15 protein-coding genes are annotated in these 20,494 nt (G+C 62.2%); 7 read left to right on the top strand and 8 right to left on the bottom strand.

Annotated elements, in window-relative coordinates:
• Window positions 1-92: 92 nt before the first annotated feature.
• Genes NDI72_RS14465 through NDI72_RS14475 form a run of 3 tightly spaced genes read right to left on the bottom strand, consistent with a single transcriptional unit; the run spans window position 93 to window position 1,421 of the window.
• Window positions 93-713 (bottom strand): ATP-dependent Clp protease proteolytic subunit, encoded by a 621-nt coding sequence (locus NDI72_RS14465; protein ID WP_206546300.1) that lies wholly within the window; start codon window positions 711-713, stop codon window positions 93-95.
• A 40-nt stretch (window positions 714-753) separates the two neighbouring features.
• Complete coding sequence (locus tag NDI72_RS14470) at window positions 754-1,110, bottom strand: SRPBCC family protein (protein WP_283800794.1); 357 nt, start codon at window positions 1,108-1,110, stop codon at window positions 754-756.
• Entirely contained in the window at window positions 1,107-1,421 is a 315-nt protein-coding gene (locus NDI72_RS14475; RefSeq protein ID WP_113155380.1) for an ArsR/SmtB family transcription factor, read from the bottom strand. The genes NDI72_RS14470 and NDI72_RS14475 overlap by 4 nt, the downstream gene beginning before the upstream one ends.
• Before the next feature lie 64 nt (window positions 1,422-1,485).
• On the opposite strand from NDI72_RS14475, the gene NDI72_RS14480 reads away from it, so the two are divergent.
• The gene (locus tag NDI72_RS14480; protein ID WP_328850143.1) at window positions 1,486-2,802 is read left to right on the top strand and encodes an MFS transporter; all 1,317 of its coding nucleotides are present in this window, start codon (window positions 1,486-1,488) and stop codon (window positions 2,800-2,802) included.
• A gap of 49 nt (window positions 2,803-2,851) precedes the next feature.
• Window positions 2,852-4,225, top strand: coding sequence for a glutamate--tRNA ligase (gene gltX, locus NDI72_RS14485; RefSeq protein ID WP_283800795.1), 1,374 nt, complete (start codon window positions 2,852-2,854; stop codon window positions 4,223-4,225).
• Here the strand turns inward: gltX and NDI72_RS14490 are convergent.
• Complete coding sequence (locus NDI72_RS14490) at window positions 4,143-5,243, bottom strand: DUF2865 domain-containing protein (protein ID WP_283800796.1); 1,101 nt, start codon at window positions 5,241-5,243, stop codon at window positions 4,143-4,145. The two genes, gltX and NDI72_RS14490, sit on opposite strands and share 83 nt — an antisense overlap.
• A 199-nt stretch (window positions 5,244-5,442) precedes the next feature.
• A complete protein-coding gene (locus tag NDI72_RS14495) occupies window positions 5,443-7,758 on the bottom strand; it encodes an NADP-dependent malic enzyme (RefSeq protein ID WP_206546296.1) in 2,316 nt (771 codons plus the stop codon).
• Between the two features lie 309 nt (window positions 7,759-8,067).
• Here NDI72_RS14495 and NDI72_RS14500 point away from each other — a divergent pair, with 309 nt between their 5' ends.
• Window positions 8,068-8,904, top strand: a complete 837-nt coding sequence (locus NDI72_RS14500; RefSeq protein ID WP_113155375.1) for a UDP-2,3-diacylglucosamine diphosphatase — start codon at window positions 8,068-8,070, stop codon at window positions 8,902-8,904.
• Between the two features lie 19 nt (window positions 8,905-8,923).
• Here the strand turns inward: NDI72_RS14500 and dgcA are convergent, their stop codons facing one another.
• Entirely contained in the window at window positions 8,924-9,907 is a 984-nt protein-coding gene (gene dgcA, locus NDI72_RS14505; protein WP_113155374.1) for an N-acetyl-D-Glu racemase DgcA, read from the bottom strand.
• 115 nt (window positions 9,908-10,022) lie between these two features.
• Here dgcA and NDI72_RS14510 point away from each other — a divergent pair, with 115 nt between their 5' ends.
• From NDI72_RS14510 to NDI72_RS14525, 4 genes are all read left to right on the top strand, one after another.
• Window positions 10,023-11,213 carry an ABC transporter permease gene (locus NDI72_RS14510; RefSeq protein ID WP_113155373.1) on the top strand — a complete coding sequence of 397 codons (1,191 nt, stop codon included), beginning with the start codon at window positions 10,023-10,025 and terminating at the stop codon, window positions 11,211-11,213.
• 12 nt (window positions 11,214-11,225) lie between these two features.
• The gene (locus tag NDI72_RS14515) at window positions 11,226-12,038 is read left to right on the top strand and encodes an ABC transporter ATP-binding protein (protein ID WP_113155372.1); all 813 of its coding nucleotides are present in this window, start codon (window positions 11,226-11,228) and stop codon (window positions 12,036-12,038) included.
• A 10-nt stretch (window positions 12,039-12,048) separates the two neighbouring features.
• Entirely contained in the window at window positions 12,049-13,422 is a 1,374-nt protein-coding gene (locus NDI72_RS14520) for an MlaD family protein (RefSeq protein ID WP_113155371.1), read from the top strand.
• A 97-nt stretch (window positions 13,423-13,519) separates the two neighbouring features.
• Entirely contained in the window at window positions 13,520-14,122 is a 603-nt protein-coding gene (locus NDI72_RS14525; RefSeq protein ID WP_283800797.1) for an ABC-type transport auxiliary lipoprotein family protein, read from the top strand.
• Between the two features lie 282 nt (window positions 14,123-14,404).
• On the opposite strand, the gene NDI72_RS14530 is transcribed toward NDI72_RS14525, so the two are convergent.
• Window positions 14,405-15,445, bottom strand: a complete 1,041-nt coding sequence (locus NDI72_RS14530; RefSeq protein WP_283800798.1) for a zinc-dependent alcohol dehydrogenase family protein — start codon at window positions 15,443-15,445, stop codon at window positions 14,405-14,407.
• Between the two features lie 162 nt (window positions 15,446-15,607).
• Window positions 15,608-20,443, bottom strand: a complete 4,836-nt coding sequence (locus tag NDI72_RS14535; RefSeq protein ID WP_283800799.1) for an apolipoprotein A-IV repeat region-like domain-containing protein — start codon at window positions 20,441-20,443, stop codon at window positions 15,608-15,610.
• Window positions 20,444-20,494 lie beyond the last annotated feature (51 nt).

Raw genomic sequence — 20,494 nt, forward strand, 5'->3', positions numbered from 1 at the left:
GCTCGCGCCAATCCGGTGCGGGCCGCGTTTCTATTTGCAGATTGAGTCCGGGATGAAGTGCAGAGTGCTGTTTCTACTGTCTTTTCCCGTTTCTATCGCTCTCTCTCGTTTTCCAGTTCCGCCCGCGTTGAGTAGACCCGGTCCACCAGCCCCCAGTCGCAGGCTTCCTGCGCGGTCATGAAGAAATCGCGGTCGAGCGTGCGCTCCACCTCGTCTTCCGTGCGCCCGCAATGATGCGCATAAAGCCCGATCAGCCGCCGCTTCAGTTTGAGGATGTCCTCGGCATGGCGCTGTACGTCGGATGCCTGGCCGCGAAAGCCGCCGGAGGGCTGATGCAGGACGATGCTCGCATTGGCGAGTGCAGCGCGGCGACCGGCTTCCCCGCCCATCAGGAGGAATGATCCCATGGAGCCGGCAGTGCCCATGCACACGGTCGCCACCGGGCTCTTGATGAAGCGCATCGTGTCGTAGATCGCAAAGCCGCTCGACACCACGCCGCCCGGCGAGTTGATGTAGAATGAGATTTCCCGCTCCGGGTTCTCCGACTCCAGAAACAGAAGCTGCGCGCAGATCAGTGCAGCCGAGTCGTCGTTCACCTCGCCATTCAGAAAGATGATCCGCTCCCGCAGGAGCCTTGAAAAGATGTCGAAGGAGCGTTCGCCTTTCGGCGATTGCTCCACCACCATGGGGACGAGCGCCATCGTTTCGCGCATGCGCGATCTCCTTTGTTGTCGATGTCGGTTTGCGTGGGCGTCAGGCGGCGCGCGCCATCGGCACTCCATTGGCATTGGCGGCCATGCGCGGCAACGTGCTGGCGCTGTGCGTCAGACGAAAATGCGTGTGCCCGCCGGGGGCGGGGCTGATCTCGAAGGTGACCAGCGTATCCGGCGCGTCGGTGTTCCGGTCGCGCCAGGCATAGCGAACACGCGAGCAGGGCTCTTCGTCCACCATCTCATAGGCGGGCGATGTCTCGCCGTCGCCGGGTTCGCCGAGCCAGCTTGCCGCCAGTTCGGGAATGGTGAGGGCACGCCAGACCTTCTCCGGCGATGATTTCAGAACATACTCCAGAACGATGTTTTCGTTCGTCTTTTCGTCGTTCGCGTCGCTCACTGGTCCATCTCCCTGAGCAGCGTTTTGAGCCTGTCGACCCGTTCGGGCCAGAAGGCGCGATAGCGGGCGAGCCAGTCGACCACCGGGGCGAGCCCGTCGGGCCGGATGCGGTAGCGCATCTGCCGGCCGCTCTTTTCCTCTTCGATCAGGCCCGCGCTGCGCAGCACGGCCAGATGCTGCGAGATCGCCGGCTGTGACATGGCGAGCCCTTCGCGCAGCTCTGTCGCGTTGCGTTCGCCAGCACTCAGCCGTTCCAGCATGTGCCGGCGGGTCGGGTCGGCCAGCGCCTTGAAGATATCCGTTTCTGTCATGCGCAATAGATAAGTCGATTCTTATGTATTACGCAAGGGGGCTTCTGGCGCATTTCATGGGGCCATCGCGGCCATTGCCATATTTGTGCCTGCGTCTACGATGCGCCCAACCCGCTTTCGCGGTCTTCCCACGGCGCGCGCCGCCAAGCTCCAGAGTTCGTCGATGTCCTATCTCGTCTTTCTTCGCGAAAATGCGCGCTGGCTTGCGGGCGGCTTCCTGCTCACGCTGTTTTCTTCTTTCGGGCAGACCTTCTTCATCTCACTCTCGGCAGGCGATATCCGCGCCGAATATGATCTGTCCCACGGGGCGTTCGGCACGCTCTACATGCTGGCGACGCTCGCCAGCGCCTTCACCCTGCCAAAGCTTGGCCAGATCGTTGACCGCCATTCGGCGCGAACGGTCACCTTCATCATTATCCCGCTTCTGGCGCTCGCCTGTGTCTCGATGGCGCTGTCGCATTCCATCATCGTCCTGGTGGTCACCATCTACATGCTGCGCCTGTTCGGGCAGGGGATGATGACCCACAATTCGCTGACCGCCATGGGGCGCTGGTTTTCTGCCCAGCGCGGCCGTGCGGTCTCCGTCGCCACGCTCGGGCACAATGTGGGTGAGGCGATCCTGCCGCTCGCTTTCGTTGCTGTTGCAGCGGTCGTCGGCTGGCGCAACAGCTGGTTCATCGCCGCTGGCCTGCTGCTCGTTTTCGCACTACCGGTCATCACCGGCCTGATCGCTGTTGAGCGCGCCCCGCGCGACAGCGATCCGGTATCACGCCGCAGCACCGTGCGTGACTGGACGCGCGGCGAGGTGGTGCGCGATCCGGTTTTCTATCTTCTGCTGCTCGGCGTCATGGCGCCGGGCTTCATCGGCACCACCATCTTCTTCCATCAGATCTATCTGGTGGATCTGCGCGGCTGGTCGCTGGAGGTGTTTGCATCTTCCTTCACCTTCATGGCGTCCATGACGGTCATTTTTGCGCTGATCTCGGGCCAGTTGATTGACCGTTTCTCCGCTGTCGCGCTTCTGCCCGGCTTCCTGATCCCGCTGGGGGCTGCCTGTCTCATTCTGGCAGGCAGTGAGGCCCAGTGGAGCGCCTTCGCCTTCATGGGGCTGATGGGTGTGTCCTACGGCTTCTCGTCCACCCTGTTCGGCGCGCTGTGGCCGGAAGTCTATGGCATCCGGCATCTGGGCTCCATTCGCGCGCTCACGGTCGCGATCATGGTCTTCGCCACGGCGATGGGGCCGGGCATTACCGGCTTTCTGATCGACCGTGGCGTGAGCTACCCGCTGCAGATCAGCGTGATGGGCGTCTATTGCCTTGCGGCATGCGTGGTTCTTTTCTTTGTCTCGCGCTCTCTGAGCGCGCGGCTGAAAGGGGCCTGAGGCCACGTTCTTCTTGCCAGCTGCGGCACTTTTGGCTACGCCCGCAGGCATGACAGTCACCGTTCGTTTCGCGCCGTCTCCGACCGGCCACATCCATATCGGCAACACCCGCACCGCGCTTTTCAACTGGCTCTATGCGAAGAAGCATGGCGGCCGTTTCATCCTGCGTTTCGACGACACGGATGTGGAGCGCTCGCGACAGGAATATGCCGAAGGCATCGCCCGCGATCTCACCTGGCTTGGCATCGAGCCGGATCAGACGGTCGCCCAGTCGGCGCGCTTTGATCGCTATGACGCCGCGGCTGAAAAGCTGAAGGCCGCAGGCCTTCTCTACCCCTGCTACGAGACGCCCGAAGAGCTGGAGCGCCGGCGCAAGATCCGCCTGTCGCGCCGTCTGCCGCCCGTCTATGGCCGCGAGGCGCTGAAACTCACCGAGGAGGAGAAGGCTGCACTTGAAGCCGAGGGCCGCAAGCCGCACTGGCGCTTTCTCCTGCCCAATTTCGCAGACGATCCCTTCGTGACCAGCCGCACCGAGGTGCATTGGGACGATGTGGTGCGCGGGCCGCAGACGGTCGATCTGGCTTCCATGTCCGATCCCGTCCTCATTCGCGGCGACGGCACTTATCTCTATACGCTTCCTTCCGTGGTCGATGACATTGATCTCGGCGTCACGCACATCATCCGTGGTGACGATCACGTCACCAACACTGGCGCGCAGATTGCGCTGTTCCGGGCGCTGCGCGCTGAGCCGCCGGCCTTCGGCCACCACAATCTTCTGACCACGGTTTCTGGCGAAGGGCTTTCCAAGCGCACAGGCGCACTTTCCGTGGCGAGCCTTCGTGAAAGCGGCATCGAACCCATGGCGGTGGCGTCGCTGGCCGTCCTGATCGGCACGTCGGAAAACGTAACGGCTGCCGCATCCATGGATGAACTCGCTGCCCTGTTTGACCCCACTTCCACATCGAAATCGGCTGCCAAGTTCGACCCGGCAGAGCTATCAGGTCTCAGCCGGCATCTCATTCAGGCCATGACGTTCGGCGATGTGAAAGAGCGGCTGGCGGGGCTTGGCATTGCCGGCGTCGATGCAGAAGCCTTCTGGCTTGCCGTGCGCGGCAATGTGGAGACGGTCGCCGAGGCGGCTGACTGGTGGGCCATCCTTCGCGGGAAACCTGCTCAGGATGCCGTTCTTTTGGACGAGGATCGTGACTTTGTTCGCGAGGCGGGGAAGCATCTCCCGCAGGAGCCATGGGACGCCGAGACCTGGCGCGCATGGACGGGCGCCGTGAAGGCGGAGACGGGCCGCAAGGGCCGGGGCCTCTTCATGCCGCTGCGGATTGCCCTTACGGGGCGGGAGCAGGGGCCGGAGCTCGCAGGTCTATTGCCCCTTTTGGGTCGGGAAGAAACGCTGGCCCGACTATCCTGACACGGCGCTGCTCGGCCTCGTCGTCGAGCGACCGCGCCGGGTTAGGACCCTGCTGAAGCGCTGATGCATCGCCAGCGCTGTCTATCGGTTTTGGTTCTGGCGCCTTTGCAATGTAGAAGCTCGCCTCCTTTGCGCTGGCAGCTTCACTGGCCGGAAATTCCTCTTTCACTTCCGGTTCCTGCCACGGTTCACCGCGGGCGAAGCCTTGCAATTCGACCGCCCTCTGGCCGGCAATAATCGTGAAATTCCTGTCCTTGCGACAGCCGCACGCGGCTTTCGAGACCCCGTTTTCACGGTAGCTGAAAGCCTTGGGCAACTCCCGATACGGCGTGCCGTCCGCGACCGAGATCATGTTTTCGGCTTCTTCGTTCAGCACGTCATGCGCGTAAAGCGCCACTTCTGCGCCCGGGCACCGGGCCGTGCATGTCTCGGCATCTCGTGAGAACTTGTCTTTCGAGACTGAAAACGAGATCGGGAAATAATATCCGTCACACGTGCGAACGCACATGGTCTGGAAGACCGTGCCAGGGCGACGCAGCTTCCGGGAGCTCGTGGTGCCCGAATTTGCCGCCTTCTTGGCCTTGCGAGGCCGGGATGCCGTTTTTGCATCGCAATTGTTTGCCTTGAGCGCGGCGCGGATTCGAGAGCGCTGGCCAGGAGAACCACCACCCTTCCAGCCCCGCTGACGCCGCAATTCGGCAATGTTCTGCGTCATACGGGCGGCAGATCTGTTGAGTTGCGCGCATTGCCGGGCATTATCCCCGAAAATGGCGAACCCGCATCGCATCTTTCTGAGCCGGGCGCGAACGACGCCGAGTTCTTTCTTCTGTTTGGCAATTGCCCGATCGTAGCGTTTGGCTTTGCTGGACGATCCGCCAGAGGCTGCGGCGAGCTGTGTTTCAAGCTTTCTGCATGTGCGCGACTTCGCCTCGGCGTCTGCAATGGTTGCAGCCATGCCGACCATGCTAATGACAGCCACAAGCATCAAACAGAACAGGTTTTTGCCGCGCAGATACATCACTCGTACCGTTCAAACAGCGCCGGTCAGAGTGGGGATACTCATTCCACGCTCACAGGCCTCCAAAACCGCACTGGTTTCCGAGACACCACCGGCTGATTGGCGCGAAGATGCGCCAATCAAGTTAAGTTACGGTTAGAAATGCAACTCTATCGCGAAATTTTGATCCGTGACAACTAAAATTGCGACTTTTCCGCAATCAGCTTGTCATGATGGCCTTGCTCTTCTGCAGCGCCTCGACGGCGGCCAGCGCAGTCATGTTCACAACACCGCGCGACGTGACGGACGGCGTGAGAATATGCGCCGGCATGGCGGTGCCGAGAAGGATTGGGCCGACATGCAGCGCGTCGGTCATCACCTTGAGCGTGGTCAGGGTGATGTTGGCTGCATCGAGGCTCGGGAAGACCAGAAGATTCGCCTCACCGGAAAGAGCGGCCTGCGGATAGACACGCTGGCGCAGCACTTCCGAGAGCGCGGAATCGCCATGCATCTCGCCTTCGGACACCAGGTCCGGCGCAACGCGCTTCAGCGTCAGCGCCGCTTCGCGCATCTTGATGGCGCTTTCGGAATCGCGCGACCCGAAGTTCGAATGCGACAGCAGCGCCGCCTTCGGCTCGATGCCGAAACGGCGGATTTCCTCCGCAGCCAGGATCGTCGTTTCCACGATCTCGGAAGCCGACGGGCAGAGCGTGACATAGGTGTCGGTGAAGAAGGTCACGCCGAACTGCGAGATCAGCATGGAGAGGGTGGAGAGATCGCGCACGCCCTCGCGCCTGCCGATGATCATGTCGACATAGCGCAGGTGTTTTTCGAAACGCCCTTCCAGACCGCAGATCATGGCGTCGGCCTCGTCACGCATCATGGCGATGGCGGCGATCACCGTGGTATTGGTGCGCACCAAGGTGCGTGCGGCCTCCGGCGTCACGCCACGACGGCCGGCAAGCTGCACCAGCATATCGACATAGTCGCGATAGCGCGGATCGTCTTCCGGGTTGATGATGGAGAAGTCTTCGCCCGGACGAATGCGCAGGCCATAGCGCTTGAGGCGCGTTTCCACCACGTGCGGGCGACCGATGATGATCGGCTCGGCAATGCCTTCCTCGATCACCACCTGGGCTGCGCGCAGCACGCGCTCATCTTCGCCATCCGCATAGATGACGCGCTTGGTGCCCGCACCCTTGGCGGCCGAGAAGACAGGCTTCATCACCAGGCCGGAGCGGAACACGAAGCGGTTCAGCCGGTCCAGATACTGGTCCATGTCCTCGATGGGCCGCGCCGCGACGCCACTCTTCATCGCCGCTTCGGCAACCGCCGGCGCAATGCGCAGGATAAGCCGCGGGTCGAAAGGCGAGGGGATCAGGAAGTCGGGTCCGAAGATCGGCGTCTCGCCCGAATAGGCGCGCGCTGCGACATCGGAAGGTTCTTCGCGTGCAAGGCCCGCAATCGCCTTCACGGCGGCGCGCTTCATTTCCTCGTTGATCGCGGTTGCGCCCACATCGAGCGCCCCACGGAAGATGTAGGGGAAGCACAGGACGTTGTTCACCTGGTTCGGGAAGTCCGAACGCCCGGTGCAGATCATGGCGTCAGGCCGCGCTTCGCGCGCCACGTCCGGCATGATCTCGGGAACGGGGTTGGCAAGCGCCAGGATCAGTGGCTTTTCAGCCATGTCAGCCAGCATTTCCGGCTTCAGGACACCGGCCGCCGAGAGGCCCAGGAACACATCCGCTCCGCCGATCACTTCGGCAAGCTTGCGGGCGTCCGTATCCTTCACATAGGGCGCTTTCCAGCGGTCCATCTCTTCCTTCCGGCCCTCATAGACGACGCCGTGGCGGTCGGTGAGCCAGATATTCTCGGTCTTCGCACCCAGCGAGACCAGCAGGTTGAGACAGGCAAGGGCGGCAGCGCCAGCACCGGAGGAAACGATCTTAGCCTTGGCAATGTCCTTGCCGGCAAGCTCCAGCCCGTTCATGACGGCTGCGGCAACAATGATCGCGGTTCCGTGCTGGTCGTCATGGAACACCGGAATGCCCATGCGCGCCTTGAGCTGTTCCTCGACCTCAAAACACTCCGGAGCCTTGATGTCCTCAAGATTGATGCCACCGAAGGTGGGCTCGAGTGCTGCGACGGTTTCCACCATCCGGTCGATTTCCGGAGCATCGATTTCGATGTCGAAAACATCAATGCCGGCAAACTTCTTGAAGAGGACCGCCTTGCCCTCCATCACGGGTTTGGAGGCAAGCGGGCCGATATTGCCGAGGCCGAGCACCGCCGAACCATTGGAAACCACGGCGACGAGATTGGCGCGGGCGGTGTAGTCTGCCGCCGTGCTCGGATCGTCATGGATGGCCATGCAGGGAGCCGCAACGCCCGGCGAATAGGCAAGCGCCAGATCGCGCTGGTTGCCGAGCGGCTTGGTCGCCTGGATCTCCAGCTTTCCCGGCATGGGATGGCTGTGGAAGAAGAGCGCGGCTTCGTCGAATTCGGATCGTTGCGGTTTCTTGGTATTGGAAGACATCCAGCGGCTCCACATCATGGCTCTGTCGGTGGGGCCGTTTGGCTCGCGGCCCGGCGTTCGCGCGCCTTTCCGTTCCCGCAGGGAACAAGGCACTCAAACGATTTGAATCATCACTTGTGCTTAGGCGCTCATAACTGCTTTTTCCAGCGTTGAATGCCGAGAAGCAGTTTCATCCGCCAGAATTGCTGCTTTCGGGCTGTTCTGACGCAGGATGGGGCCGGGTTTGCGGTAACGCTACGGAATCCGTCATATGCCTGTGACATGAATCTGGCCATAGAATGCGCGACTTAACAGGGCTCAGGCGGGACAATGACCGGCGCTGAACATCGAAAATTTCGCGCACTCTTCATCTCCGACATTCACCTCGGTTCGAAACCGGCCAAGGCCGAGTTTCTGATCGATTTTCTGCGTTATCACGATGCGGAGCAGATCTATCTGGTTGGCGATATCGTCGATGGCTGGCGTCTGAAGCGCTCCTGGCACTGGCCGGCTGCCCATAATGACGTGGTGCAGAAGCTCCTGCGCAAGGCGCGCAAAGGCACCGGGATTACCTATATCGCCGGCAATCACGACGAGTTTCTGCGCTCGTTTCAGGGCGTGCATTTCGGCGGCATCGTCGTTGCCGACCGCGTGATCCATGAGGCAGCAGACGGGCGCAAATTCCTCGTCATCCATGGCGACCAGTTCGATCAGGTGGTGCACAATGTGCGCTGGCTCGCCTATCTGGGCGACAAGGCCTACGATCTCGCCATCGTCGTGAACCGGGTCATCGCCCGGGTGCGCCGCATTCTGGGGCGGCCTTACTGGTCCTTCTCTTCCTGGGCGAAGATCAAGGTCAAGAAGGCGATCAAGTTCATCAGCTCGTTTCAGGATGTTCTCGCCCAGGAGGCGCAGCGCTCGGAAGTCGACGGCGTCATCTGCGGTCACATCCACCATGCCGCGATGGAAGACATTCGCGGCGTCACCTACATGAACACGGGCGACTGGGTGGAAAGCTGCACGGCGCTGGCCGAGAATTTCGACGGGAGTTTCGAAATCATCACCTGGGCGCAGATCCTTGAGACGGCGCCTGTCCCGGCCACCCGGGAAATCGAGAAACGCGGCGTTGTGACCGCGTTCCGAAAGGATGGGGTCAAGGCCGCCTGAGCGGCCCCGACCCTGCGCCTCAGCCCCAGAGCTGTGGCGAAGGCGGCGAAACGAGCGAGCCCGAATAGCTGAGCCCGTGCGCACGGTCCTTTGCCAGAAGCAGCGGGCCGTCGAGATCCACGTAATCTGCGCCCTGCGCAAGAAGCACGGCCGGCGCCATGGCGAGCGACGTGCCCACCATACAGCCGACCATCACGCCAAAACCCATTTCGCGGGCGCGGTCGCGCAGCTCCATCGCGGCGGTCAGGCCGCCGGTCTTGTCCAGCTTGATGTTCACGAAATCATAGAGCCCGGCGAGTTCGGGAAGGCTCTGCGCCGTGTGCACGCTTTCATCTGCGCAGATCGGAACCGGATGCGGGATTTCGCGCAGGATTTCATCCTTGCCGGCCGGCAGGGGCTGCTCGATCAGCGCCACGTGAAATTCGGCCGCTGCAAGCATGTTTTCGCGAATGTTCTCTTCGGTCCAGCCTTCATTGGCGTCAACGATGAGGCGGCTGTCGGGTGCTGCGCCCGCCACGGCGTGAATGCGCGCGGCATCGTTTTTGCCACCCAGCTTCACTTTCAGGAGAGGGCGGGTCGCATGGGCGCGGGCCTGTGCGGCCATCTCCTCGGGTTCCGCCAGCGAGATCGTATAGGCGGTCTGGAGCGGACGTGGCGGGATCGGGCAGGCCGCAGTCGATGCGCGCTTGCCTGAAAGCTTCGCTTCCAGATCCCAAAGCGCGCAGTCAACGGCGTTGCGCGCCGCACCTGCCGGCATGGCGGCGATCAGATCGGCGCGGCTGATGCCGTTGGCGATCTCCTGACGCGCGGCCTCGATCTGGCCGACCACACTGTCCTCGGATTCGCCATAGCGCGGATAGGGCACGCATTCGCCGTGACCGCTGACGCCGTTTTCACTCACCGTGCATCTGACGACTCGCGCCTCGGTGCGTGAGCCTCGGGAGATTGTGAAGACGCCGGCTATCGGAAAACCTTCGATGTCTGTGGCCAGTTCGCGTGTCATTTCCGCCCTTCTTCTCGCAAAAAATCACAATTATCAGAGGAACAAGCCTTATATGCCCCCTCCGGGAGCCCGCAACCGGTTCCCTTTGGACCTGCTCCACACTAATGATGGTGCCATGTTGACCAATTCCGTTGACGACGCAAGCGACGCAGGACGTCCCTCCGGCCAGAATGGCGAGCCGCGCCTCGAAATTCACGAGGAGGGGAGCGCGCTTTCCTGTCGTCTGTCGGGGGCGTGGAACACACGCACGGTTGCCAAGGTCGATGCGCGCATGCGCAAGCTCGAAGCGCAGAACAGCCTGCAGCATGTCGGGCTGGACCTTTCTGGCATCACCAGCCTCGATACGGCCGGAGCCTGGCTGATCGAGCGCCTCGTCTACGCACATCAGTCGCGCGGTGTTGAGGTCGAGCTGACCGGAGAGAGCGAAGCGGCCAGAATTCTTTTGCCGGCTGTGCGCGAAGCGGTCGTGCAGGACGGCGAAGCCAAGCCGCGCCCCAAGGGCTCGATCATCATCAACACGCTGGAGCGGATCGGACGCGCCATGTACGAGGCGCGCGACGACATCGTCTATGGCGCGCATATTCTCGGGGCCACCATTGGCGGCGCGCAGATGAAGCTTGGCCGCACCCATGCCATCAACCCGGCGGCGATCGTCAGCCAGATCGACCGCATGGGCGTCGGCGCGGTGCCGATCATCGTTTTGATGTCGGCCATCGTCGGCGCAATCATTGCCCAGCAGGGCGCGTTCCAGCTTCGCTATTTCGGTGCGGAGATCTTCGTTGTCGATCTGGTCGGCATCCTGATCCTGCGCGAGCTCGGCGTGCTGATGACCGCGATCATGATCGCCGGTCGCTCCGGCAGCGCCATCACTGCTGAAATCGGGTCCATGAAGATGCGCGAGGAGGTCGATGCGCTGACCGTCATCGGCCTCAATCCGGTCGGTGTTCTGGTGTTCCCGCGCCTCGTCGCGCTGATGGTTGGCGTTCCGTGCCTGACCATTGTCGCCAATTTTGCCGCCCTTGGCGGCGCGATGCTGATCGCGTGGCTCTATTCGGGCATTCCGCCGGAAGCGTTCATCGACCGGCTTCGCGATTCCATCGATCTTTCAACGATCTTCGCCGGTTTGATCAAGGCGCCCTTCATGGCGCTCATTGTCGGCATCATCGCCTCCATTGAGGGGATGAAGGTGGGCGGCAGTGCGGAATCGCTCGGCAATCACGTCACCGCCTCGGTGGTGAAGGCGATCTTCGTGGTGATCGTGGTGGATGGTCTGTTCGCCATCTTCTATGCGGCAATCGATTTCTAGGGTTTTGGGCGTATGGTGCTGATCGACGAACAGCGGGAGACGCAGACGGGCGAGACGCGGGACGTGGTCCTGTCGGTGCGCGACGTCACCGTTGGTTTTGGCGACACCGTGGTGCTCGACGGCCTGTCTCTCGATGTTTATCGGGGTGAGATCCTCGGCTTTGTCGGCGCATCGGGTTCGGGGAAGTCCGTCCTTCTGCGCACCATTCTGGGCCTCATTCGCAAGCGTTCCGGCATGATCCGCCTTCTGGGGCAGGATCTCGACAAGGCCAATGACGAGCAGCGCCTCAAGGTGGACATGCGCCAGGGTGTTCTGTTCCAGCACGGTGCGCTGTTTTCAGCGCTCACCGTTCTGGAAAACATTCAGGTGCCGATGCGGGAATATCTCGATCTTCCGCGCGCCCTTATGGATGAGCTTGCCTATCTGAAGCTCGAACTGGTGGGCCTGCCGCGCACGGCCGCGCCCAAGTTTCCGTCCGAACTTTCAGGCGGCATGATCAAGCGCGCAGCACTTGCGCGGGCTCTGGCGCTCGATCCGGACATTGTTTTTCTGGACGAACCGACCTCGGGGCTTGACCCGATCGGCGCTGCGGAATTCGATGAGCTGGTCGGTAAACTGCGCGACACGATGGGGCTGACCGTCTATATGGTCACGCACGATCTCGACAGTCTTTTGACGGCGTGTGACCGCATCGCCGTTCTTGGTGGCAAGCGTGTTCTGGTGGATGGCACCGTCGACGACATGCTCGCATGCGACGATCCTTGGGTGAAAGCCTATTTCAGGGGAAAGCGGGCCCGGCAGATCGACCGTTCCGCAAGAGGTTAGCAGGCATATTATGGAAACCAGAGCCAACTACGTTCTTGTCGGCTTCTTCACCGTTCTGGTCATTCTGGCCGCGTTCGGTTTCGTCTATTGGTCTGCCAATATCGGTGACCGGGGGGAGACGGCGCTGCTGCGGTTTCGCATTCCGGGTTCCGCTTCCGGCCTCTCGCGCGGCAGCGCAGTGCTGTTCAACGGCGTGAAGGTGGGTGACGTTCGACGGGTCTATCTCGATCTTTCCAACCCCAGCGTTGCAATTGCCGATGCGCAGGTGGATCGCCTGACGCCGATTACCAGTTCCACCAAGGCTGATGTCGGGCTTGCCGGCCTGACGGGCACCGCGAATATCGAAATGACCGGCGGCAACCCAAACGAACCCAATCTGTTTGATCTCGCCGAGGACGAAGACACTGTTGCCGAGATCCAGGCCAGCCCCTCGGCCGTGACCAATCTTCTTCAGACCGCACAGAGCCTGCTGACGCGGGCGGATTCCGTTGTCGATCAGCTTGAAGGGTTCACGCAGGATGCCCGTCAGCCGCTGACCGAAACCGTCAAGAACGTGCAGCGCTTCTCCGAGGCGCTTGAGCGCAACGCGTCCGGCATTGATGATTTCCTGTCCAATGTGAGCGATCTCTCCGGCACCATTTCCAAGGTTTCCGGGCAGCTCGACAGCACGCTCAAGGCCGCCGAAGAACTGATCACCTCCGTGGACCGGGACAAGGTCTCTTCGATGGTGACCAACTTCGATGAATTCTCGGCGCGTCTCGAAAAGGCCAGCCGCAACATCGACACGGTGATGAGCAGCGTCGATGAAACGGTCCGCTCCATCGGCACCTTCTCCACCAACGCCAATCAGACGCTGGCCAAGCTCGACGGCGTGCTCGACAGTGTCGATCCGGCGACCGTCAAATCCGCTGTGGGGAATTTCGAGGAAGCGAGTGCAACGGTGAACCGGGCCGCCAAGAGCATCGCCGATGTCAGCGAAACCGTGGACAAGCGCAAGGAAGACATCGATTCCTTCATCACCAATGCAAGCGAACTCGCAAGCCAGCTCAACAAATCGTCCGTGCGGCTCGATTCCGTTCTGGCAAAGCTCGACGGCATGCTTGAATCCGGGGATGGCGAGGGCCTGATGGCCGATGCGCGCGAGACGCTCAAATCCTTCCGCAAGATGGCCGAGACGCTCACCGTCCGCGTTGATGCGATTTCCGGCAATCTGGAGCGCTTCTCGGGCGGTGGTCTGCGTGAGGTGGAGGCGTTGGTACGCGACGCCCGGCGTTCGATCAACCGCATCGAAAGCGCGGTCTCGGACTTCGAGCAGAACCCGCAGCGCATCATTACCGGTGGGGATGGCACGATTCGTCGCTACGATGGGCGGGTGCGGCGTTGACATTCATGCTGCATCATCCCAAACAAATTAAGGATTTTGCATTTCTAGAGGGGCGAATCTCCCCGGTTTGTCCGGCGTTTGGTTCGAGGAGCGTTTTTTGAAAACGAGTGCGAGGATTTCCGCGCTGTTGGTGCTTGGAAGCGTGTTGGCGGGCTGTGCGGCTCTGCCGGGGGGCGGTCCTGCACCGGTTGATGCCTTTGACCTGACGCCACCGCCGGTTTCGACCGATGGCCGACGCGCAGCGCGAACGCAGATCCTCGTCACCGAACCCACCGCCATCAAGATGCTTGATGGACAGGACATCGTCGTTAAGACCTCAGGCGGCGCCATCCAGTATCTGGGCGGCGTTCGCTGGGCTGATCGCCTGCCGCGCATCGTACAGACCAGCATGGCCGATCTTTATCAGCGCTCCGGTCGCTTTGGTGGCGTTGGCATGCCGGGTGAAGGTCTGGCCATTGACTATCAGATCCTCGCGGATCTGCGCAGTTTCGATGTGCAGGTCAATGGCGCGAAGCGTGCCGAAGTCGAGCTGTTCGTCCGCGTTCTGAACGACCGCAATGGCGTCGTGCGGGCCTCGCGCACCTTCCGCGCGTCTGCTCCCGTCACGGGGACGGGCTCGGAGGCTTTCGCCGCAGCACTCGACCGCGCGTTCAGCGCCGCCGTGGTCGACCTGGTGGACTGGACAGTCACCAGTATCTAGATCGCTCTGCGATCAGTCAGATACCATCACATTCGTGATATGGAATTTGCGGCCACAGTGCGGAGCGTGGTTCGCCCCTCGACAGGCTCAGGGGGCTCACCATGAGGGGGCATTGTCTCTGAAATCCGCCGCAACACCTTTGATCGAGGTTTCCTGCAAGCGGCCTCTTCCCTCATGGTGAGCTTGTCGAACCACGCATCGCATGAATGCAATGCGATTGCGCGCTATGTTCAGACGCTCGTTACCATCGTTCTGCGCCCCGCTGAACCGTCCCTCAAACCTTTAGAAACGGTCGACCACGGTCACGCCGGTCGCCTGAAAGCTGTCCATCCCCGTCAGCGCTTCTATGGCCTCTTCCAGCGCGATGCGCTTTCCGATGAGACGCTGCGGCTCCACCTTGCCTGTGGCGATCATGGCCATCATCGCATCGTAGCGATGGGCCTGCATGCCGTGGCTTCCCAGTATTTCCAGCTCATTGGCAATGATCTGCGCCATCGGAACCTGCGGCGTGCTTTGCTCCGCCACCATGAGGCCGATCTGCACATGCCTGCCGCGTTTGCGCAGGTTGCGGATGGAGTTGAAGCAGGTCTCGGGATGACCAAGCGCATCGATGGAGACATGCGCGCCACCCTGGGTGATCTCGCGCACCGCTTCGGCCACATCAGGAACCGTTCTGGCGTTGATCGTGGAGACCGCACCCAGCGCCTTTGCTAGCGCGAGCTTGTCGTCGGCAATGTCCACCGCCACGACGTTTGCCCCAAGCGCATTGGCGATCATGATGGCTGAAAGCCCCACACCGCCGCTGCCGTGAACGCTCACCCAATCACCGGCTTTCGTCCGGCCCTGATCCACAACCGCGCGAAACGAGGTGGCGAAACGGCAGCCGAGGCTGGCGGCGGTCACGAAGTCCATGTTTTCGGGCAGGGCGACGAGGTTCAGATCCGCCTGATGGATGGACACATATTCTGCGAATGAGCCCCAATGAGTGAAGCCGGGCTGAAACTGGTGGTCGCAGACCTGCTGATGTCCTGCATGGCATTGCGGACAGCCACCGCACCCACCGACGAAGGGGACGGTGACCCGGTCACCGATCTTCCATTTGCTGACGGAACCGCCGACAGCGGCCACGGTCCCTGCCAGTTCATGTCCGGGCACATGCGGCAGTTCGATGTCGTCATCATGCCCCATCCATCCGTGCCAGTCGCTGCGGCAGACACCTGTCGCTTCGACCTTCAACACCACGCCATGCGGTTCCGGCGTCGGGTCGGGGAGGGTGGCCAGACGCGGCATCTCTCCAAATGCCTCAAAGAACAAGGCCTTCATTCTGTCCCTCCCGATTCTGTGTCAGTCTTTCCATATCGGATTGCCTGAACGCAGCTTTGTCAAAGCGTTTTGCACGGCGCTTGTCTGGACATGCCTGTGACGCCGGCCACAAAAAAAACGGGCCCTCGCGGGCCCGTTTTCATTGGTGAGGGTTCGTCTGCTTTAGCGCAGGCGACCGCTGGCATGGGCCAGCATGGTGTAAACCTTGCCTGTGTCGGAGGTCAGGTAGGTCTGGGTCATCATGTTGTCGCGGTCCGAACGGGACACGTCGCGCAGCAGCTTCTCGAAATCGCGGCAGTAAAGGTCTACGGCCGAATGGAACTCGGGGTCGGAACGATACTTGCGCTGGATCTCGTCAAAGGTCTGCTGGCCCTTCAGCGTGTAGAGACGGCGCGTGAAGACATTGCGCTCACCGCGGCGGTAACGCTCCCAGAGGTCGATGGACGCTTCGTGGTCGATTGCGCGTGCAATGTCGACCGACAGCGAGTTGAGCGATTCGACCACATGAAGCGCCGAACGATCTTCCTTCTGGACCGATGGTGCAGCCGGTTCGCGTCCCTTGCCGCCTTCCTCGCTTGAGGCGCTGCGCAGAAGATCGCGGATCCAGCCACCGCCGGGCGCCTGAGGCGCTGCCTGCGGTGTCGGGCTGGGGGCACGAGCGGTTTCCTGCAGACGCTCTGCCGGGCGAGGCGCCACGGGTGCAGCGGGCTGACGCGGACGCTCGATCACGGGCTGCTGCGGTGCGACGGAGGCTGCCGGCGCCTGCGGAGCGGGCGTCGGGGCCTGTGTCGGCCGGGGCTGCTGAAGCGGAGCGGGCGCTGCGGTCAGGCGTGTCTCGCTTGCCTGTTCCACATGGTACATCTTGCCCGATTTCGAAACGATGTCCGAAAGCTCCTTGAGCGCGTTGACCTGCTCGCTGATCGCGTTGCGCATGGCCGAGGTCGACTGTTTGGCTTCGGCCGGGAGTTCGGCAATGCCGCGCTTCACATCGGTGCGGGTCTGCTCCAGCTCGGTGCGGATCTCCGAGGCGGTGCGACGGATCTCGTCGGTTGCGCCGCTGAAACGGCTGGTTGCCGATTCCACGACCTCTGCAATCGCTTCGCGGATGCCGTCCACCGACTGGCGCGTACGGCCCTCGGCGGAGGTCAGGATGCGCTCCACGAAGTCCTCGAACGAGTTCATCGTCTTTTCGATGTGCTCGGACTTTTCCACCAGACCGCTTGCCAGCGCTTCCAGCGCCTTCTGGCGGTCTTCCAGATTGCCGGTCAGGCCGGACTGGGCGCGCTCGAGAAGCTCCGATGCGGTTTCCAGAACCTTGCTGTGGTCCTCGAAACGGCTGGCGATGGCCGAAACCTCGCGCAGGGTCCGCTCCGAGAAGTCGGCGAGGCGACCGGAGTTCGCATTGATGAGGCTTGCCGAATTGGAGAAGGTCTCCGCGGCTTTCTCTGCATTCTCGGCAAAGGATGTGGCCGTGCCGCTCAGGCGCTCGTCCACCTCGGAAAGGTTCCGGGAGGCGGTGGAGATGAGTGCGCCGAGGCGCTGACCGGAAACACCGAGCTTCTGGAGAAGATCGTCGATATTGCCGGTAATGCTCGCCTGTGCCTGCTCGAAGGCCGAGAGGGTCTCGTGGGTGCGGTTGGAGAGTGCGTTGACCAGCGCGGCATTCTCCGACTGCAGACGTTCGGTCGTCTCTTCGGTGATGGCCCGGATGCTGGAGCGCAGCTGGCCGCCGCTCTCGGCAAACTTGTCGACCAGCGGCTTCGCCGTCTCGTCAAGAATGCGCGACAGTTCGGAGGTGCGGCCTGCAAGCATGGCGTTGAGTTCGCGCGTCCGCTCTTCAAGATTGGACACGGTCTCGCTGGTGCGCTTGCCGATATGGTCGTCCACGGAGGCGAAGGTCTGGGCAATCGTATCTGCGGTGGAGACCAGACGCGCCTGCGTTGTCGAAAGCTGCTGGTTGACGTGCTGGGCAACCGATTCTGCGCTCTCACGCAGACGGGCGTCCGCATCCTCAATGCCGCCGGAGATCGCACCGGCAATCGTGCTGGCGCTGTTGGACAGACGCTCCTGAAGGCCCGACAGCGTATCGCTCATGGCATTGGCGCGCGCATCCAGCTCAGCCGACGTCTGATGCGTACGGGCGATGATGCGCTGATCGAAGTTCTCGAACGTGCTGGCCAGCTGTTCGGTGCGCTCTGCGAGCTGCTCCGAAGTCTGGTCGACACGGCTGACCAGCTTGCGGTCGGCGGCGTCAAACGTGTCGGTGATTGCCTTGGTGTGCTGCGACAGCGTTTCCGCCGTCGTCTCGAGACGCGAAGCGATACGGCCGTCGACCTCTGCGAAGGTCTGGGCGAACACGCCTGCGCGTTCGGTGAAGCGCGCCGAAGCGTCGTCGAAGGTGCGATCAATGTCCTCGATGCGCGAACCCAGCGTGGAAGCGGTCTGCTCGGCGCGGGCGGCAATGCGCTTGTCCGCATCCTCGAACACCCTGGAGGCTTCCTGGTTCAGCGTGGAGGTGGCTTCGATCACCTTGTCACGCAGCGCGCCTGCCACGACCACCGCGCTGTTTTCCAGCGTGGAGCGGACATTCTCGACGCCCATGGAGAGTGCTTTCTCCATGGTCTGCGTACGCTCTTCGATGATGTTCGTCTGCTTGGAGAACATCTCGTTGACGCGGGTTGCCTCGTCCTCGATCACGGCGTTCAGCGCCTGACGACGCTCGTCGATCTTCGCGATGTTGACGTCCAGCGCCTCGGCGAAGCCGTCGCGCGTCTTGGCCAGGTGCTGAACCTGCTCGCCAATGCCTGCCTCGAAGGTCGTGCGGGCTTCGTCGAGCTTCTCCATATCCGACTGGAAGGCGCCGGAGAGGCGCTGATGCGTCTCCTCGAAGGCTTCGATCTGGCGCTTTGCAGCGTCGCTCATGCGCGCCTGCGTCGCGTCGATCCGCTCGATGCCTTCATCGAAATGGGCGCTCATCTGCGACCAGTTCTGATCGATCTGCTTGCCGAAGTCGCTGGCGGTGTTCTCCAGCATGATGCTGGTGGAGGCCACGAGATCGGACATCTCGGAGCCGAGTGCGGCCTTGCCGGCTTCCACGGCTGCCGAAACATCGTCCTTGCCCTGGGCAAAGGTCGTGGCGATCTCGCGGGTGCGTTCCACCAGCGTCTCATTGATGCTGCGTGCGCGGGCCTCAAGCGCCGAATTGAGCTTTTGCGTGCCCGAGTCGAGCGCTTCTGCGCGGGTGGTGAACTCGGAGATCAGAGCGCGGCCGCGCTCGGTGATAGCGGTTTCCAGCTGACCGAGGCGCGAATCGAACTCGCCGGTCAGGGATTCGCTTGCTTCGCCGAGCGAAGAGAGCAGGGCCGTGCTGCGCGTCTCGAACAGCGTGTTGAGCGAGCGCGTGGTCTGGTCGGTGCGCTCGGCCAGCGTGGCCATGCGCTCGTCGAACAGGGTGCTCAGCGTCTTTGCGGCATCCTCGGTTTCCTGCGTCAGCGTGCCGAGGCGCGATTCCAGAACCCGGGTGAGGTTCTGTTCGGCGTTCTGCGTGTTCTCGCTGAACGTCGCGATGCGCGAATCGAGAACGCTGCCAATCTTGCTCACAGCCTGTTCAGCGCCATCGGTGAGGGCCGAAACGCGCGAATCCAGCAGTCCGCCAATCTTTTCATTGGCTTCCTCGGTGCGCTCGGCGAGCGTCGCCATACGCGTGTCGAACAGCGTGGTGAGCGTCTGCGTCGCGTCTTCCGTGCCCCTGGTCAGCGAGGCAATGCGCGTGTCGAGCAGGTTGGCAACCGCATCGCCGGACGTGGTGATGCGCTCGGACAGGCTCTGAATGCGATCGTCGATGCCCTTGTGCAGGTTGCCGCCGGTGCCGTCGAGCTGCTTGAGCAGCGTTTCGCTGGAAGCGTTGACCGAGGCGGCAAGCTGGCGCGAAGCATCAGCGATGGTGGCGCGGATGCGCTCGCCGGCCGTGTCCAGCTCGTCTTTCAGGATTTCGTGTGCGCCGGCGATTGAAGCGCGCACGCGCTCTGCGTGGCCGACAATGCCTTCGCGCTCTGCGCCAAGGCCGTCCACGAGATGGCGAATGCGCGATTCGTTGGCCGAGTAAGCGCGCTCGAGTTCGCTCACTTCCGTGTGGACCAGCGATTCCAGTTCCACGGCGCGGGTGAGGGTGCGGTCCATGCCGTCGCCCATTGCCTGCACCTCGCGGCGCACGGCCTGGCCGACCGTCATGACGCGCTCATGGGCAAGGCTCTCCGGCTCTGCAAGGCGGAAAGCGGCTTCAGCCATGGACTGGGCTGCCAGGCGCATTTCCTGTGCGCGGCGCACCATCACGGCAAAGCCCCAGAAAAGGATCACGGGAACGATGATGCCGATGAGCAGCGCAATGGCGTGCGGAGCCGCCATGAAGGCTTCGGTGGAGCGAATCTGCCAGAGATCGGAGCCGTAAAGCAGCTGGCCAAGCATAAGGCCGCCGCCGACCCAGAGAACCGAAAGGGCTGCCACGAGCCAATAGGCGGTGTTGGGTGCGCGACGATCGAATTTGCGCATGACGCTCGAAAAGTCGCCGGCGCGGTCGTCATTGGCAGGTGCGAAGGGCTGTGAGGCTGTCTGTTCGGGCGCGGGTTCGACCGGGGTGAGGTCCTTGCGATTGGCCGGCGCTTCGAGATTGGCGGGCTTGGGCGCAGCAGTGCTGGCCGCCGGGGCTTCTGCCTTGGCGGGCGCGGGCTTCTCTGCTTCGCTGGAGCCCTTGGGGGCATCCTTTTTGTCGCTCAAGGGGCTCTCGCTCACGGTGACTTTCTCGTCTCCGTTCTGATCGCGGTTTTCGCGTGCGAGTTCCTCAGCCGCTGCAGAAATCTGCGCTTCCAGATCCTCCATGGATGCGGCGATGTCCAGATCGCCGTTCTCCAGTCCGTCCGCAAGCTCCAGATCGAGTGCATCCTCGAGTTCCTTCGCAAAATCGCGCTTGGATTGATTTTTCTTTGCTACTGTACGCGCCATACCGCCAAACCTTCAGCTACTCACCGCCGGAGTCCCATACGCAAACTTCGG

It is taken from the genome of Nitratireductor sp. GZWM139, from assembly GCF_030068685.1.
GTDB classification, from domain to species: domain Bacteria; phylum Pseudomonadota; class Alphaproteobacteria; order Rhizobiales; family Rhizobiaceae; genus Nitratireductor; species Nitratireductor aquimarinus.

Bases quoted from the DNA above. Each gene is read 5' to 3' on its own strand.
- NDI72_RS14495 (WP_206546296.1), bottom strand. From the start codon at position 7,758: ATGTCTTCCAATACCAAGAAACCGCAACGATCCGAATTCGACGAAGCC.
- NDI72_RS14535 (WP_283800799.1), bottom strand. From the start codon at position 20,443: ATGGCGCGTACAGTAGCAAAGAAAAATCAATCCAAGCGCGATTTTGCG.
- NDI72_RS14490 (WP_283800796.1), bottom strand. From the start codon at position 5,243: ATGTATCTGCGCGGCAAAAACCTGTTCTGTTTGATGCTTGTGGCTGTC.
- NDI72_RS14520 (WP_113155371.1), top strand. From the start codon at position 12,049: ATGGAAACCAGAGCCAACTACGTTCTTGTCGGCTTCTTCACCGTTCTG.
- dgcA (WP_113155374.1), bottom strand. From the start codon at position 9,907: ATGACACGCGAACTGGCCACAGACATCGAAGGTTTTCCGATAGCCGGC.
- NDI72_RS14515 (WP_113155372.1), top strand. From the start codon at position 11,226: ATGGTGCTGATCGACGAACAGCGGGAGACGCAGACGGGCGAGACGCGG.
- gltX (WP_283800795.1), top strand. From the start codon at position 2,852: ATGACAGTCACCGTTCGTTTCGCGCCGTCTCCGACCGGCCACATCCAT.
- NDI72_RS14500 (WP_113155375.1), top strand. From the start codon at position 8,068: ATGACCGGCGCTGAACATCGAAAATTTCGCGCACTCTTCATCTCCGAC.
- NDI72_RS14465 (WP_206546300.1), bottom strand. From the start codon at position 713: ATGCGCGAAACGATGGCGCTCGTCCCCATGGTGGTGGAGCAATCGCCG.
- NDI72_RS14530 (WP_283800798.1), bottom strand. From the start codon at position 15,445: ATGAAGGCCTTGTTCTTTGAGGCATTTGGAGAGATGCCGCGTCTGGCC.
- NDI72_RS14475 (WP_113155380.1), bottom strand. From the start codon at position 1,421: ATGACAGAAACGGATATCTTCAAGGCGCTGGCCGACCCGACCCGCCGG.
- NDI72_RS14510 (WP_113155373.1), top strand. From the start codon at position 10,023: ATGTTGACCAATTCCGTTGACGACGCAAGCGACGCAGGACGTCCCTCC.